Here is a 15,514-nt window from a genome sequence, read left to right as displayed (position 1 = left end):
ACAGGCCGGGGTTGAGAGGAGGTGACGTGGTCGGCCTCGGGTGCTACTTCTCGACGGTGAAGCCCTGCTCGCTGCCGTATGCGAGCGACTTGTCCTGCCACGACTTCAGCCCGTCCGACAGCTTGGTCGAGGAGATGTACGCCTTGCCGACGGTGTCGTTGAAGATCGAGTTGGAGTACACCTGGTACGGCAGGTAGCTCCAGCCGCTGGGCACGCTCTTCGCGGAGGCGGCGAAGATCTCGTTGGCCTTCTGGCCGCCGAAGTACGGGAACGCGGTGTCCTGGAACGCCTTGGAGTCCAGGTCGGCGGTGGTCGCCGGGAACGCGCCGTTCGCGATGCGGGTCTGCACGCCCGCACCGGAGTTGGCGTACTCCACGAAGGCGTAGGCGAGTTCCTTGTTCTTGCCCTGTTCGGGCAGGGCCAGCGAGCTGCCGCCGTTCTCCGCGCTGGCGTTCGCGCCCTTCTCCCACTGTGGCAGCGGGGCGACGCGCCAGTCACCGGCGGCGTCCTTCACGCCGGAGGCGAAGTTGGCGGGCATCCACGCGCCGATCGGGAGGGTCGCGATGGTCCCGTCGCCGAGGCCCTTGTACCAGTCGTCGCTCCAGCCGGCGATGGGCGAGACGAGCTTCTCGTCGATCAGCTTCTGCCAGGTGTCGGTGTACTTGACGGCGCCCGCGTCGGTGAAGTCGATGCCGACCTTCGTGCCGTCGACCTTGTACGGGTGCGAACCGGCCTGCCAGAGAAGGCTGGTGGTCAGACCGGCGTCGCCGAGGTCGCTGGTGATGTACGCCTTCGGGTTCGCCTTGTGCAGGGTGCGGGCGGCTTCGACGTACTCGTCCCAGGTCGTCGGCACCGCGATCTTGTACGTGTCGAAGACCTTCTTGTTGTAGAAGAGCGCCATCGGTCCGGAGTCCATCGGCAGGCCCCAGACGCCGCCGCCGGTCGTCACCGAGTTCCAGGGACCGGGCGAGTACGAGTCGGCCAGCTTGTCGGCGCCGTACGCCTTGAGGTCGGCGACCTCCTTCGTCAGGGCGTACTGGCCGAGCGCGTAGTACTCCAGCTGGGCGACGTCGGGGACGCCCTTCTTCGCCGAGACGGCGTTCGACAGCGCCTTGTACTCGTCGTTGTTGGTGCCCGCGTTGACCAGCTTGATGTCGACCTTCGGGTACTTCTTCTCGAAGTCCTCGGCGACCTGCTTCAGGGTGGGCTCCCAGGCCCACACCGTGACGGTGCCGCCCTTCTGCAGCGCGGCCTGGATGTCGGACGAACCCACCGGCTTCCGGCCGGAGTCGTCGTCGGAGCCACCGCAGGCGGTCGCCCCCAGGGCCAGGGCGCAGACAAGACCGAGGCCGCGCAACAGGCGGCGGGAGTGCTGGGACATGGCGGTATTTCCACTTCCTCGTGGTGCGACATGACGTGCGGACAGTGAGAGGGGGCGGGCGGCAGCCGCGCGACGTGCACGCGTGCGATGCCCGGCGCTATTCCTTGACGCTTCCGGCGGCGAGTCCGGACTGCCAGTACTTCTGGAGCAGCAGGAAGGCGGCGATCAGCGGCACGATCGTGAGCAGCGAGCCGGTGACGACCAGGTTGAAGACGGCCTCGCCGCCGGCCGTGGCGGCCTGTTTGTTCCAGGCGTCCAGGCCGAGGGTCAGCGGGTACCAGTCGGGGTCCTTCAGCATGATCAGCGGCAGGAAGTAGTTGTTCCAGGTCGCGACCGTGGTGAACAGGAGCACGGTGACGGTGCCCGGTGCGAGCAGCGGCAGCGCGACCTGGAAGAAGGTGCGCAGTTCGCTCGCTCCGTCGATGCGGGCCGCCTCCATCAGTTCGGCGGGGACCGCCTCGGTGGCGAACACCCACATCAGGTAGAGGCCGAACGGTGAGATGAGCGAGGGGATGATCACCGCCCACGGGGTGTCCGTCAGGCCGATCTTGCTGAACAGCAGGAAGGTCGGGACGGCGAGAGCGGTGGTCGGCACGGCGACCGCGCCGATGACGACCGCGAACACGGCGCGTTTGCCCGGGAACTGGAACTTGGCGAGCGCGTAGCCGCCGAGTACCGCCAGAAAGGTGGCGCCGCCCGCGCCGACGACGACGTACAGGAGGGTGTTGAGGAGCCATCGGCCGAAGACCCCGTCCTGGTAGGTGAAGGTCTGGCTCAGGTTGTCCCACAGGGCGAAGTCCCCGTCGAACCAGAGGCCGAAGGAACGGGCCAGCCCCGTCTGCGACTTGGTGGCGCTGATGACCAGCCAGACCAGTGGGAGCAGGCTGTAGACCAGGACCACGCCGGTGACCGCGGTCAGCAGGACACTGCGCCGGGGGCGGCCCGGGGTGTGGGCGCGGCGCGGTGCGCGCACGCGGGGCGCGGGGGCCCTCTTCGGCCCCGCCGCGGGCAAGGGTGTGCCGGTCGCACTGTTCGTCGTCATCACGTTCACGCTTCCTTGCGCATGCCGCGCAGTTGGACGACGTAGGCGACGACCATGGTGATCACGCCCATGACGATGGCGACCGTCGCCGAGTAGTTGTGCTGCTGGCCGGAGAAGGACAGCGAGTACGTGTAGTAGTTCGGGGTGTAGTCGGTGGTGATGGTGTTCGGCGCCAGCTTCTGCAGGATGGCGGGCTCGTTAAAGAGCTGGAAGCTGCCGATGACCGAGAAGATCGTCGCGATGACCAGGGCGCCCCGGATCGCGGGGAGTTTGATCGCGGCGACGACCCGCCACGGGCCGGCACCGTCGATCTCGGCCGCCTCGTAGAGCGAGTGCGGGACCACGCGCAGCGCCGAGTAGAAGATCAGCATGTTGTAGCCGACGAACTCCCAGGTGACGATGTTGCCGATCGAGGTGAGGACCAGTCCCGAGGAGAGCGGGTCGGGCAGGTGCAGGCCGAACGCGTCGTTGATGTCGCCGACCAGGCCGAACCGGGGGCCGTACAGGAAGCCCCACATGAGGGTGGCGACGACGGCGGGGACGGCGTAGGGCAGGAAGACGGATATCCGGAAGAACTCCTTGCCGTACAGGCGGCCGCTGTCGACCGCGAGTGCGACGAAGAGCGCGATGCCGAGCATGACCGGCACCTGGACCACCAGGAACAGCCCGACGCGGGCGACCCCGTCCCAGAACTGCGAGTCCTGCAGGGCCTGTTGGTAGTTGTCGAAGCCGACGAACGTGGTGCCGCCGATCAACTGGGTCCGGAACAAGCTCAGATACACCGAGTACGCGAGCGGTACCAGGAAGACCAGTGCGAAGACGAGCACGAAGGGACCGATGAACCCCCATCCCGCCCATGAACGGCGGGGCCGCGTCCTCGGCGGTCCGGCCGGGCGGGCCCCTGTGGCCGCCGGCGGTTGCAGCGTCGTCATCTCGCGTCGTCCCTCACTCGTGCTTCACCGGACCGAACTCGTGCCATACCGGACCGAACTCACGCCCACCGGACCGAACTCGTGCCTCACCGGACCGAACTCAACGCCACCGGACCGAACCCTCACGCCCCACCGGCCGGAACTCGTGCTTCACCGGACCGAGAAGCACGTTCACGCTCACGTTTCAGGCAGGTGAACGGCCTCGCCCCGACGGCTCGACTGGCATTATGTTTACGTAAACATCTGGTGGCGGCATGTCTACACTGCCCTCAGATGGGCGGTCAAGAGCCGTACACGAAAGCGACATCCGATGAGGGAGACGGTGGACGAAGCAGGCGAACGCCCCCCGGGCACAGGCATGTTCCCGACCGGACCGGCTCCCGGGAGCGGGAATCCGAAACGCCGCAGAACGGTCTCGATGGCCGATGTGGCCCGGGTCACGGGGGTGTCCTCCCAGACGGTCTCCCGTGTCTCCAACGGCTTCCCCGGTGTGAACGAGGAGACCCGCCGGCAGGTCCTCGCGGCGATGAAGGACCTCGGCTACCGCCCCAACAGCGCGGCGCGCGCGCTCAAACGCGGCGAGTTCCGCACCATCGGGGTCATCACCTTCACGCTCTCCACCACGGGCAACGTGCGGACCCTGGAGGCCATCGCGACCTCCGCCGCCCACGAGGGGTACGCGGTCACCCTGCTGCCGGTCGCCGTCCCCACCCAGGACGAGGTGCGGGGCGCCTTCTCGCGCCTCGGTGAACTCGCCATCGACGCGGCCATCGTCATCATGGAGGTCCACCTCCTCGACGAGGCGCGCCTCTCCCTGCCGCCGCACGTGAAGGTGGTCGTCGCGGACTCCGACGCCGGGGACCGCTACAGCGTCGTCGACACCGACCAGGCGGGCGGCACCCGCGACGCGGTCAACCACCTGCTGAGCCTGGGCCATCGCACCGTCTGGCACCTCGCGGGCCCCGAGGGCTCCTACGCCGCGCAGCGCCGGGCGGACGCCTGGCGCTCGGCGCTGGAGGACGAGGGACGGGTTCCGCCGCTCCTCGTACGCGGCGACTGGTCGGCGGAGTCCGGGTACCGGGCGGGGCTCCGTATCGCCGAACAGGCGGAGTGCACCGCCGTGTTCGCGGCCAACGACCAGATGGCGCTCGGCCTGCTGCGCGCCCTCCACGAACGCGGCCGCAGAGTGCCCGAGGACGTCTCCGTCGTCGGTTTCGACGACATCTCCGAGGCCGGTTCCTTCCAGCCTCCGCTGACCACCGTCCACCAGGACTTCGCCGAGGTGGGCCGCCGCTGCGTCGAGGGCGTCCTGCACCAGATGCGGCAGAGCGGTCCCGGGCACGGTACGACACTCGTACCGACGCGGCTCGTCCTGCGGGAGAGTACGGCGCCCCCGCCCGTGTAGCGCGGGTCTGCGGCCGGGCGGCCGTACCCGGAGCTTCCCGTGGCCGGAGCGCGGGTTCGGCGCTCCGTGCCACTCGGGGCAGGGCGACCGGGCGCCTGGGCGGCAAGGCCGCGTGTTCCGGGGCCGCCTCCCGCGAGTGAACCGCCGCCGCGTGTCGGGCCAGGGCAGGATCGTCCGGACCTCGTGCGGCTCGTGCCGGGAGTGCGGGAATCACCCTGCGGTCCTCTCGCGGCACTACGGTCCGCGGAACCGCCTGGGCCTCGGAGCAGGGCGCGAGGCTGCTGCCAGCGCGGCGCACTCGTGCACGACGGCGGCCCTGTGCGTCGAAGTCGAACCGGCTACGGCGATGCGGATGCGCCGGGTCTGCTCCTCCTCGGCCCGGACCGAGGTGCGGTGGCCGATCCACGCGCGAATCAGGCCGGCAGTCACTGTCACCACCATGAGAACGACTGTCAGAACGGGATCACCAGCAGCGAACTGGGTCATGGACCTCTCCTGGCCGAGACGATGGATGTCGGGTGTGTCCCAACCATGCGAGTGACGACCGGTTTCCCTCTACGCTTGAGAAACTCTGAGAAACTCCAGCAGTCGGCGACACGGGGGAACGATGGCCGGGGGACGTCCACCGAAGAGTGACCGGCAGCGCTACACGGAACTGGAGGAACTGGCCTCCTGGTTTCGGCAGGCCGTGACGGACGCCGGCTATGAGAGCCTCAATGCCGCAGTTCGTGCGGAGATCGCGCACAAGAACGTCATCTACGGCGTCTGCGGAGCCACCCGCATGGTGAGACCCGAGGTGGTCGGCTCCCTCGCCGTGGCTCTTGGGCGCGAGCCTTCGGAGGTGATGCCCGTATGGGTGAGGGCCAAAGAGGCGATGGACCGGTCGGTGAGCGCGGCCAAAGAGGAGCTGATACCTCATCTGACGACATGGGCGGAGCTGCCGTTGCCGTCCCTGGCGGTGCGCAATCTGCTGGAGGCCCAGGCAAAGGCCGTGGAGCGGCTCCCCTACGACAGACTGGGCGTGACCGAACCGCCGCTGTCCGCGGTTTACGTGAGGCAGCGGATACGCGCGTCCGGTCCGGCAGGGGACGGGTCGAGCCGCAAGGCGATGCTGTCGGAGGAGGCCTCCGGCAGTCCGGCTCCGATGACCGCGGCCCGCCACCAGGACTCGCGTCGCGCCGAATCCCAGTTGCCGGTGCCGACCGTGCTGGGCCGCCATCAGCATCTGCTGATCACCGGCGAGCCCGGATCAGGGAAGTCGACGCTCTCGAGCCACCTGGCCTGGCTGTTGTCCCGGATCTGGTTGCGCGAGGAGACCAGCCTCGAAGCACCGGTGGACGAGCCTCTGCTGCCCGTCAGAATCGCCGCGCGCACGCTCCTGGGAGAACCGGATTCGTGGAGTGCCGTGCTCGTCCAGGCCGCACGCCGCACTCTCGGGCACAGCCTGATAGCGGATCCTGAGCCCGGGCTCTTCCGTGGCCGGACTCAGGGCGCACGCTGGCTCGTCATGGTTGACGGTCTGGACGAGGTGGCCGACCGGGAGTCGCGCGCCGAGGTCATCAGAATGCTCGCACTGCACATGCGCACAGAAGGCAACTACCGCCTCGTGCTCACCAGTCGCCCTCTTCCTGAGGCCGAACTCGCGCCCCTGCGAGGCCCGCACACGGGCGAGTACACCATGGAGCCCTTCGGGCCCAAGGAGTTGAAGGACTTCGCTGGGAAGTGGTTCGCCGCGCAGTACGAGGACGAGCCATCGGCGCGGGCCGCGGCCGAACGGTTCCTCGAGGACGTCGGCGACGGCCGGCTGAAGGAGCTGGTCCGCAGCCCCCTGCTGGCCACCATCGCGGCTGTGAACGCCACGATAGATCCGACGAACCAGCTCCCGACCAGCCGGCTCAGTCTCTACCAGCGCTTCTTCGGTCACCTGCTCGGCCGCCGGGGCGCCGGCCGGGCGGACATACGGCAGCGTTACACCGCCGAGCCGGAACGTCTGGCGATGCACCTGTGGCTGGACGGCGAGAAGCGCCGGCTGCTCGGTGCGCTGGGGGTCCGCCGGGTGGAGGGCGAGGAGTCCTTGCTCGACGCGGCCTTGGCCTGGGTTCGCGAGAACGGTCGTGAACACCTCGCCCTCGAAAGCTGGCAGACGGAGGTCGCGGAGTTCCTGCAAGGAACCGGGCTCCTCGTCCAGGAACAGCACGACTACCGCTTCCTGCACCACTCGTTCGCCGAGTTCTTCGCTGCCCGCGCCTACGGGGAGCGGATCAGCCCCGCTTTCACCGACTTGGAGCACTGGATCCTGCGTTCGTTCAACGAGGAGAAGCAGACCTTGGCCATGTTCGTGCTGTGTCTGTGGGCGGACAGGGAGGAGTGCGAGGCCGACCGGATCGCCGACCGGTTGCTCACCGGGGCAGCCGGAGGTCATCAGCGGGTTCTGCTGGCTGCCCTGCTCCTCGCGGAGGGCGCCGGCTTCGGCGCTGCGAATCGGCAACGACTCGTCGACCGGTTGGAGAGTATCGGCTGTTGCGCTCGCGAGGTCGACGACCAGGAGAAGGCCTTCACGGCGCTGGGAGCCTTGGGAACCGAGCACGGCGTTCTGGACATGCTCGAAGGCTTGGCGCGCAACGAATTCCTCGACGGTGGAAGGCGCCTGCTGGCTGTGGAGGCGTTCAGCCGATGCGGCGGGGCGGCGCTGACGCAGGAGCTTCTCGGCTCTGTGCTCGACGGGGTGGCCGGCTGGCTGGGCAAGGCCGCGAGAGTGGCCGTCGGTCTCGGCGCCGAGGCCCGGGAACTGGTTCGTAGGCGTGCCTGGCAGCTCGCCGCCGAGCCCGGGGTCACGAGCTGGATCCTCTCCTGCGCATCGCAAGCCCTGGAACAGATGGAGATGCGCGAGGACGCCGAGCAACTCGCCCGGCGGGTACTGAAGGACCCCTCCGCAGGATCTCCGGCGTTGAGCCGGGCCACCGAGGCGTGGCTGAGCGCGATGCCGGACGCCGCGCAAGAGGTGGCCGACATCGCGCTGTCCTGGCCGTCCACGGACAGTTGGAGTCACACAGCGGTCGGCAAAGCGCTGGAGAAGGCCGGCCAGGTCGAGGCCGCGTCCCGTATCGCCCTGGTGCTTCTCCGGTCCGGCGGCTCCGGCGATGCGGCGGAGTGGGCCGCTTCCCTGTGGGCCAGGACGCAGGGCCACGAAGGCCGCCCCGACCTGGAAGGTGCGATCGAACGCAGCAGCGCCGACGCGGGCCACTATCTCTGGATTCCCGCTTCTCTGCACCGGGCTCTTGCCGACATCGACGATGTGCTGTCGCCGGGCGAATGGGCCCGTGAAGTACAAGGTGATCGCTGGGGGGTGTACGGGGCCGGCTGGGCGGTCAAGACGTGGCTGGAGGTCGAAGGGCTGCCCGCCGTGGAGAATGTCATGAAGTGTGTTCAACGTGGTCGGTCACTCACTCCGACCGATCGGGCTGTCGTTGCCAAGGCTCTCCTGGACTGCGGAGCGGTCGCCGATGCGGCGGAACTCGCGGAGCTCGCTCTGCGCACACCGTTCTGCGCACGGTCCGGATACGAAGAGGCAACCCGCGTTCTACTCAAAGCGCGAGGCGGCGTCGAGGCGAGTCGCCTCCTGGAGATCTGGGACGGCACGCCGTCACTGGCGGACAACACCGATTGGCTGCAGGGTGTCCTGGAGGTGCTGCCCCAGGAAGAGAGCCACCTTGCCCTCACGTGCGAACTCGCTCGACGGCTGGTGGATCAGCCGGCGGGCGACGCCGATGATGTGCTGTGCGGTCTGCGTGTCCTGCTGGCCCTGGAGGGGACGGAGGCAGCACCTTTCGTCGTGGCCAAGGCTCACTCACACCAGTGGGTCAAATGGAACCAGTTGTGCGACATCGCCATGGAGCTCGCAGCGATGGGATGCCGAGAGCATGCACTCGACCTGTGGAAACGAGCACTGGGACTCCCTCGTCCGCCCCTCGCCTCGGAACTCCGCCTGCTCATCGACGTGCAAGCCGCGCGGATGGACCGCGAAGTGGCCGTGCACATGGAGGAGCTCGTCGACGCCCCGGAGACATCGGGGGCACGCCGCCTTCGCCTGCGCCAGCTGCTGGCGTGGCTCCGTGCGGCGGCACCCGTCCCGCAGGAAAAGCACGTCCCGCTGCCTCGGTCGTCAAGCAGTGGTGCGGTCGGTCTCACGGCCCGGCGTGCGGGCGAAGCGGGGTAGCGGCAACAGCCCTGCTGCTCCGGCCCGGTAGTCGCTCTCCCCGGACCGGGTCCCGTTCCCCGTACCGAAACCGGAGCCATCGAGCCGGTCGACCGCCCGGGAGGCTGCCGGCACCGCCCCTCCCGCCGGCGGAAAGCGCTCCGGCCGGTCCGCGCGGCACCCCGTCGGGCGTGTCTCCGCGGACCGGCCGGCGTCAGTGGCGGCGGGCCGGACGATCTCGGGTCAGGCGAAGACCGACAGCAGCAGCGCCATCAGCAGTCCGCAGACGCTCACGATGGTCTGAATGGCGGTGTGCGACTTCGTGGCCTGGCCGAGAGTCATCCCGAAGGACTCCTTCACCAGCCAGAAGCCCGCGTGGTTGACGTAGTTGAGGCCGATCGAGCCGGCGCCGATGGCCACCACGAGCAGCGAGGTGTGCAGGCTTCCGCCGTCCTGGGCGAGGGGCGCGAGGATGCCCGTCGCGGCGACGATGCCGACGGTGGCGGAGCCGGTGGAGAAGGAGAGCAGCAGGGCCATGAGCCAGCCCAGCACGATCACGTTGATGTGCATGCCGGACGCGGCGGACTCGACGGCCTGGCCGATCCCGGAGTCCTTCAGCACCTGGTTGAACGCCCCGCCGCCCGCGATGATCAGCAGGATGCCGGCGACGGCCTTCAGGCTGTCGGTGAGCGCGCCGCGGATGGCGTCCGAGGAGAGGCCGCTGCGGTAGCCGAGGGCGAACAGCGCGAAGAGGAAGCCGGCGAGCATGGCGATCACCGGCTCGCCCAGGAAGGCCAGTACGTGGCGTACCTGGCTGGACTCGTCGTATACGAGTTCCGCGAGGGTACGCAGCAGCATCAGGGCCACCGGTACGAGCACGGCCGCGAGGGCCCAGCCGGTGCGGACCTTGTTCCTCGGGGACCCGGCTCCCTGCGGGGTGTCCGCCGCCACGGCCTTCGCCCGGGCGGCGGCCTGGGACGCGCCCTTGCCCTTCCCCTCGGCGCTGCCGTTGCCCTTCGCGGGCTGCGGCGCGGTGTCGTCCGCGGCGCCGCCGGCCCCGGTGAACTTGGCGATCAGCTCGGCGTCGGGCCGTGCGTCGAGGCGCGGAGCGATCCAGCGGCCGTACACGGGCCCGGCGACGATGATCGTGGGGATCGCGCAGATCAGGCCGACGGCGATGCTCATGCCGAGGTTCGCGTGCAGCCCCTCCACCGCGACCAGCGGGCCGGGGTGCGGGGCCACCATGCCGTGCAGGGTGGAGAGGGCGCCGATCACGGGCGCCGCGAGGAACACGTACGGGGATCCCTTGATCTTCTGCGTACGTTCCAGGCGCTGGGCCACGCTGAAGATCAGCGGGAGCAGCACGATGAGGCCGATCTCGAAGAACATCGGGATGCCGATGACGAAGGCCGCGCCGGTCACGTACCAGGGCAGTGAGCGGGCGCTCGCTCGGTCGACGATCATCCGCGCGATGCGGTCCGTGGCGCCGGAGGCCGACAGCAGCCGTCCCAGCATGGCGCCGAACGCGAGGGTGACGCCGACGTCACCGAGGATGCCGCCCGCTCCGTCCTCCAGGGACTCGGCGATCTTGTCGACGGGCTGTCCGGCCGCCAGGGCGACGCCGACCGAGACGGTCATCAGGGCGACGAAGGGGTGGAACCGGAGCCGGGAGTTGATCAGCGTGATCAGCAGGGCTATCGCCGCGGCCAGGATGATCAGCAGTGTCCACGTGTGGCCCGTCACAGTCGGCCTCCCGTCCGGCGGTCGGCGCCCTGGCGGGGGCGCGCTGCGGCGAGTGTCGTCGTCATTGAAGAACTCCTGGTCTGCGGCTGGTTGTGTCCCGGCGGGAACGTATCGGCCGGGCCCCGCGCGTCTCCAGGTTGTGCGCGTAACCCGTGAAACCCCTGATCCGCGCGTTCTGTGCATTCTGTGCACGGGCCCTTCGGGGGTTACCGTCGGCGGATGGGAATCGTGGAACCGCCGGGCCGGAGGCCGTCCTCCCGGGAGCAGACGCCCCGGGAGCGGTCCGGCCGTCGGTGGTTCACCCGGTGGTCCGGCGGGATGCGGCTGCGGACCCAGGTGCTGCTGCTGCAGTGCGCGGTGGTCGCGGTCACCCTCGCCACGGCGTTCGCCGCCTTCGCGTACTCCAACGAGCACCGGATCGACCGGGAGTACCAGTTGCGGGCGCTCGCGGTGGCCCGGACGGTCGCCTCCGAACCGTCCGTCCGGCGCGCGACCGCCGAGTTCTCCGCGGCCAACTCCCGTCCGGGAGGCGGCGCGGCGCGCATCCCGCGCGGGACGCTCGCCCGGGGGACCGTGCAGACCGTGGCCGAGGCGGCGCGGATCAGGACCGGTTCGCTGTTCGTCGTCGTCACCGACGACCAGGGCATCCGGCTGGCCCACCCCGAACTCTCCCAGCTGGGCAGGAAGGTGAGCACCGACCCCTCCGACGCGCTCGCCGGGCACGAGGAGCTGGCACGCCACCGCGCCCACCTCGGCGACGAGGTGGTGGCGAAGGTTCCGGTGTACGCGCCCGGGTCGGCCACCCAGGTCGTCGGCGAGGCGAACGCGGGGCTCGCCGCCTCGGACGTACGGGCCCAGCTCGTCCGGGTCCTGCTCGGTGGCCTCGGCTGGCTCGTGGGCGCCCTGGTGCTCGGCGTCGCCGCGTCCGCGCTGCTGGCCGGGCGGTGGAAGCGCCTGACCCTCGGGCTCGAACCCGAGGAGCTGGCCGGGCTGGTGCAGGAGCAGGAGGCGGTGCTGCACGGCATCGGGGAGGGCGTCCTCGCCGTGGACACCGCGGGCAGGGTGACGGTCGTCAACGACGAGGCGCGCCGGCTCCTCGCGCCCGGTGCCGCCCCCGGCCGGCACCTCGGCGAACTGGGGCTGACGCCCCGGGTGGTCGAAGCGCTGCGCAGCCCCGCGCAGGGCCCGGTGATGGCGGCCGTCGGTGAACGGGTGCTGGTGCTCTCCTCGCGCACGGTGCGCCGGGACGGCCGTGATCTCGGCACCCTGCTGACCGTCAAGGACCGCACCGACGTGGAGTCGCTGACCCGCCAGCTCGACGCGGTGCAGGCCATGAGTTCGGCGCTGCGCGCGCAGCGCCACGAGTTCGCCAACCGGCTGCACGTCGTCTCCGCGCTGGCCCGGGGCGGGCACCTCGCCGAGACCACCGACTACATCGACACGATCCTCGGTACGGGCCCGCTCGGCGAGGCCCTGCCGGGGCTGGACGCGGTCCGGGACTCGTACCTGTGCGCCTTCCTGTCGGCGAAGGCCGCCCAGGCCCGGGAACGCGGGGTGACCCTGGTCGTCGGTGACGCCACCTGGGTCGAGGGCACCCTCGGCGCACCGGTCGACGTCACCACCGTCCTCGGCAACCTGGTCGACAACGCGGTCGAGGCGGCCCAGCAGGGGCAGCGCCCCGGGGCTCGGGTGGAGGTGGAACTCATGGCGGAGGACACCACGCTGGTCGTCACCGTCGCGGACACCGGCGACGGTGTCGCGGTCGTCCCGGCCGGGGACGTGTTCCGCGAGGGCCTGTCCACGAAGAACCACGACCCGGTCGTCGGCGGGCGCGGCATCGGCCTGGCGCTCGCCCGTCAGATCGCCCGCACGAAGGGGGGCGACGTGTACCTCGCGGAGCCCGGCGGACCGCCCATGTCCTCCACGCCGGCCGAGGGCTCCGAGGACCCCGGGGGCACCGGCGCCGGCCCGGTCTCCGGTGGCGCCGTCTTCGTGGCCCGGCTCCACGACGTCATGGAAGTGAACGGATGATCATGGAACTGAACCGATGACCGGCCGGACGCTCCCACCGCCCGCCCGGCCGCCGCTCTCCGTCCTCGTCGTCGACGACGACTTCCGGGTCGCCGGCATCCACGCCTCGCTGGTGGGAGGGGTGGCGGGCTTCACGGTGGCCGGCACCGCCCACACGGCGACGGAGGCGGTGGATGCCGTGGCCGCCGCCACGGCCGCCGGAACACCGGTCGATCTGGCCCTCGTCGATGTCTACCTGCCCGACGGTTCCGGCGTCGACCTGCTGCGCCGCCTGGACTGCGACGCCTTCGTCCTCAGCGCGGCGGCCGAGGGCCCGGTGGTCCGCCGCGCACTGTCGGCGGGCGCGCTGGCCTATCTGATCAAGCCGTTCCCGCCGGAACTGCTGGCGGAGAAGCTGCGGGGGTACGCCCGGTTCCGGCAGCTCACGGACGCCGGTTCCGTGGACCAGAGCACCGTGGAGAGCGTGTACGGCACGCTGCGGGAGCCCTCCGTCCGCCGCCCCGAGCGCCGGCCCACCGCGGGGACGCTGACGGGCGACGCGGTGCTGAAGACCGTACGGAACTCCCCGGCGCCGCTGTCGGCGGCGGAGGTGGGCGAGCTGATCGGCGTCTCGCGCGCCACCGCGCAGCGCTACCTCGCCGCGCTCGTCACCTCGGGCCGCCTGAAGATGCATCTGCGCTACGGGACGACGGGGCGGCCGGAGCAGGAGTACCGGGTGCCGTAGCCGCCGCCACTTCCTGATCGCCGGAGCGTACGGAACACCCCGGGGGTCAGGGAGTGGCGGCGGAGACCACGTAGACGACCGGGGACGCCGGGTCGGTCATGTTCACGGTGATGTTCTGGGTGGGCCGGGGGTCCTTGTTCCTGTGCGTCGTCCCGGACCAGGACGCGCCGGACCAGAAGTTCCAGTCGGTGATCCTGATGTCCCGCTGGGAGATCGTGACCTTCCCGGTCTTCAGGGCCGCGCGGTCGGTCCCCATACCGCTCAGGAAGCGGTCGAGACCGGCGGAGGTGGTCCGGAACTTCAGATACATCCGGCTCGCCTTCCAGTTGTTGGTCTCGTAGTACTGCACTCCGGTCGCGTTCCCCGGCACGGGTACCTCGAAGATCCGCCGCTGCATCCGAGACGGCCAGCTCGCGCGGAGCCCCTGGGCGGCGGCCTCGGCCTCCTTGTCCTTGCCCGAGGCGCGGCTCTGGCCCGCCGAGACGAGCAGGTAGCCGGCCGGGATGCCGATCAGCAGCACGATGATCGTCGCGGTGATCAGCCGTCTGCGGAAGACCCGGCGCGGGTCGGGCGCGGCTTCGCCGTCCCCCGGTGCGCACTGGCGCGGCACCACGGGCTGCTCGGGGGCTTCGGCGATCACGGTTCCCTCGGGACTCGGGTGCTCGGCTGCGGTCATGGTCTTCGGATCCCTCGGAGCTTCGGTGCGCGGGCGGGGTTCGGTACGGGGCGGCCGGGCGGCGACCGGCCGGGGTGGGCCCCCCGGTCGGCGCCCGGCGGTCAGTCGCCGGTCCGGGTGCTCCGCGTGCTGCGCAGGGTGCTCGCGGCCTGGTCGTAGATCTGCGCGTAGCGCTCGTAGCGCTCGACCCGGCGGCGGTTGGCGCGGCGGAAGCGGCGGGCGACGAGCCGGGCCAGGTCGGCGGCGCCGACCATGCCGGCCTCCGGGCCCAGCTGGGCCCGGACGATCCGGGCCTCGGGGCGGTAGCCGCGGCCGGTGAGCTGGCGCTTGAAGGCGTCCCGGGCGGGGTTGATCAGCAGGTCGTCGGCGGCGCTGACGCCGCCGCCGATGACGAAGCAGGAGGGGTCGAGCGCGGCGGCGAGGTTGGCGATGCCGACGCCCAGCCACTGGCCGATGTCCTGGAAGAGCTCGATGCACATCGGGTCGCCCTCGCGGGCCAGCTCGGTGATGAGCGGCCCGGTGATCTCCGGGATGTTGCCCTTGACGCGCTCGATGATGTTGTACGCGACCGGGGAGTCGGCGGCGGCCAGCTCCTTGGCCTCCCGGACCAGCGCGTTGCCGGAGCTGTACTGCTCCCAGCAGCCGCGGTTGCCGCAGGGGCAGCGGTGGCCGCCGGGGACGACCTGCATGTGCCCGAACTCGCCGGCCACGCCGTACTTGCCCCGCTTGACCTGCCCGTCCTCCAGGATCGCGCCGCCGATGCCGGTGCCGAGGGTGATCATCACCAGGTGGTCCTCGCCCCGTCCGGCGCCGAACCGCCACTCCGCCCAGGCGGCGGTGTTGGCGTCGTTGTCGACCATGACGGGGACGACGAGGCGGGAGGCGAGGGCGTCGCGCAGGGGCTCGTCGCGCCAGGCGAGGTGCGGGGCGAAGAGCACCCGGGAGCGGTCCGCGTCGACCCAGCCGGCCGCGCCGATGCCGACGGCGTGCACGTCGTGGCGGTCGGAGAGGTCCAGCACCAGCTCGACGATGGTGTCCTCGACGACCCGGGGGCTCTTCGACTTGTCGGGCGTCTCGGTGCGCAGCTGCTCGAGGATGTTGCCGTCCGCGTCGACGACACCGGCCATGACCTTGGTGCCACCGATGTCGATGCCGACGGTGGGGACGCGGGGCGCCGTGAGGTGGGAGCGCCGCTCCCTCGTACCGACGGTCTTGAGGACGGTGGCGCGGGCGGAGCCGCGGTGGGTGAAGTCGCGGTACGTGCTCATCGTCCCTGCGGTGTCTGGAGTGGCCGGCGGGTCAGTGCTGCCGGCGGCGGACGGCGCCCACCTCGATCGATTCTGCCACTGCCGTCCGCCCGGAGCCGCCTCGGCGGTTTCGGCCGT

At 70.5% G+C, this 15,514-nt stretch carries 11 protein-coding genes; 4 read left to right on the top strand and 7 right to left on the bottom strand.

Annotation, left to right across the window (positions count from 1 at the left end; translation table 11 throughout):
* Positions 1-43 precede the first annotated feature (43 nt).
* The 3 genes from ACWCSV_RS07010 to ACWCSV_RS07000 form a co-directional block, all read right to left on the bottom strand.
* The gene (locus ACWCSV_RS07010; RefSeq protein ID WP_451139281.1) at positions 44-1,381 is read right to left on the bottom strand and encodes an ABC transporter substrate-binding protein; all 1,338 of its coding nucleotides are present in this window, start codon (positions 1,379-1,381) and stop codon (positions 44-46) included.
* Between the two features lie 97 nt (positions 1,382-1,478).
* Complete coding sequence (locus tag ACWCSV_RS07005) at positions 1,479-2,423, bottom strand: carbohydrate ABC transporter permease (RefSeq protein WP_451139279.1); 945 nt, start codon at positions 2,421-2,423, stop codon at positions 1,479-1,481.
* 5 nt (positions 2,424-2,428) lie between these two features.
* On the bottom strand, positions 2,429-3,355 hold the full coding sequence (locus ACWCSV_RS07000) for a carbohydrate ABC transporter permease (RefSeq protein ID WP_451139277.1): 927 nt from the start codon (positions 3,353-3,355) through the stop codon (positions 2,429-2,431).
* Positions 3,356-3,773: 418 nt separating this feature from the next.
* Between ACWCSV_RS07000 and ACWCSV_RS06995 the strand changes: the two genes are divergently transcribed.
* The gene (locus ACWCSV_RS06995) at positions 3,774-4,760 is read left to right on the top strand and encodes a LacI family DNA-binding transcriptional regulator (RefSeq protein ID WP_451139275.1); all 987 of its coding nucleotides are present in this window, start codon (positions 3,774-3,776) and stop codon (positions 4,758-4,760) included.
* A gap of 234 nt (positions 4,761-4,994) precedes the next feature.
* On the opposite strand, the gene ACWCSV_RS06990 is transcribed toward ACWCSV_RS06995, so the two are convergent.
* Positions 4,995-5,246 (bottom strand): hypothetical protein, encoded by a 252-nt coding sequence (locus ACWCSV_RS06990; RefSeq protein ID WP_451139273.1) that lies wholly within the window; start codon positions 5,244-5,246, stop codon positions 4,995-4,997.
* 121 nt (positions 5,247-5,367) lie between these two features.
* Between ACWCSV_RS06990 and ACWCSV_RS06985 the strand changes: the two genes are divergently transcribed.
* Complete coding sequence (locus ACWCSV_RS06985) at positions 5,368-8,976, top strand: NACHT domain-containing protein (protein ID WP_451139271.1); 3,609 nt, start codon at positions 5,368-5,370, stop codon at positions 8,974-8,976.
* Between the two features lie 222 nt (positions 8,977-9,198).
* Here ACWCSV_RS06985 and ACWCSV_RS06980 read toward each other — a convergent pair whose 3' ends face one another.
* Complete coding sequence (locus ACWCSV_RS06980) at positions 9,199-10,698, bottom strand: GntP family permease (RefSeq protein WP_451139269.1); 1,500 nt, start codon at positions 10,696-10,698, stop codon at positions 9,199-9,201.
* A 219-nt stretch (positions 10,699-10,917) separates the two neighbouring features.
* On the opposite strand from ACWCSV_RS06980, the gene ACWCSV_RS06975 reads away from it, so the two are divergent.
* The gene (locus tag ACWCSV_RS06975; protein ID WP_451139267.1) at positions 10,918-12,729 is read left to right on the top strand and encodes an ATP-binding protein; all 1,812 of its coding nucleotides are present in this window, start codon (positions 10,918-10,920) and stop codon (positions 12,727-12,729) included.
* Positions 12,730-12,745: 16 nt separating this feature from the next.
* A complete protein-coding gene (locus ACWCSV_RS06970; protein WP_451139265.1) occupies positions 12,746-13,453 on the top strand; it encodes a response regulator in 708 nt (235 codons plus the stop codon).
* Positions 13,454-13,499: 46 nt separating this feature from the next.
* Here the strand turns inward: ACWCSV_RS06970 and ACWCSV_RS06965 are convergent, their stop codons facing one another.
* Positions 13,500-14,129: a hypothetical protein gene (locus tag ACWCSV_RS06965; protein WP_451139263.1), complete on the bottom strand. Its 630-nt coding sequence runs from the start codon at positions 14,127-14,129 to the stop codon at positions 13,500-13,502.
* Positions 14,130-14,230: 101 nt separating this feature from the next.
* The gene (locus tag ACWCSV_RS06960; protein WP_451139261.1) at positions 14,231-15,397 is read right to left on the bottom strand and encodes an ROK family glucokinase; all 1,167 of its coding nucleotides are present in this window, start codon (positions 15,395-15,397) and stop codon (positions 14,231-14,233) included.
* Positions 15,398-15,514: the final 117 nt, after the last annotated feature.

It is taken from the genome of Streptomyces sp. NPDC001770 (assembly GCF_053596135.1).
The sequence above is the reverse complement of the archived record's forward strand: the minus strand, read 5'-3'. Positions and strand labels throughout refer to the sequence as shown.

Excerpts from the sequence above, each read along its gene's own strand:
- ACWCSV_RS07010 (WP_451139281.1), bottom strand. The coding sequence starts at position 1,381 with ATGTCCCAGCACTCCCGCCGCCTGTTGCGCGGCCTCGGTCTTGTCTGC.
- ACWCSV_RS07005 (WP_451139279.1), bottom strand. The coding sequence starts at position 2,423 with ATGACGACGAACAGTGCGACCGGCACACCCTTGCCCGCGGCGGGGCCG.
- ACWCSV_RS07000 (WP_451139277.1), bottom strand. The coding sequence starts at position 3,355 with ATGACGACGCTGCAACCGCCGGCGGCCACAGGGGCCCGCCCGGCCGGA.
- ACWCSV_RS06995 (WP_451139275.1), top strand. The coding sequence starts at position 3,774 with ATGGCCGATGTGGCCCGGGTCACGGGGGTGTCCTCCCAGACGGTCTCC.
- ACWCSV_RS06990 (WP_451139273.1), bottom strand. The coding sequence starts at position 5,246 with ATGACCCAGTTCGCTGCTGGTGATCCCGTTCTGACAGTCGTTCTCATG.
- ACWCSV_RS06985 (WP_451139271.1), top strand. The coding sequence starts at position 5,368 with ATGGCCGGGGGACGTCCACCGAAGAGTGACCGGCAGCGCTACACGGAA.
- ACWCSV_RS06975 (WP_451139267.1), top strand. The coding sequence starts at position 10,918 with ATGGGAATCGTGGAACCGCCGGGCCGGAGGCCGTCCTCCCGGGAGCAG.
- ACWCSV_RS06970 (WP_451139265.1), top strand. The coding sequence starts at position 12,746 with ATGACCGGCCGGACGCTCCCACCGCCCGCCCGGCCGCCGCTCTCCGTC.
- ACWCSV_RS06965 (WP_451139263.1), bottom strand. The coding sequence starts at position 14,129 with ATGACCGCAGCCGAGCACCCGAGTCCCGAGGGAACCGTGATCGCCGAA.
- ACWCSV_RS06960 (WP_451139261.1), bottom strand. The coding sequence starts at position 15,397 with ATGAGCACGTACCGCGACTTCACCCACCGCGGCTCCGCCCGCGCCACC.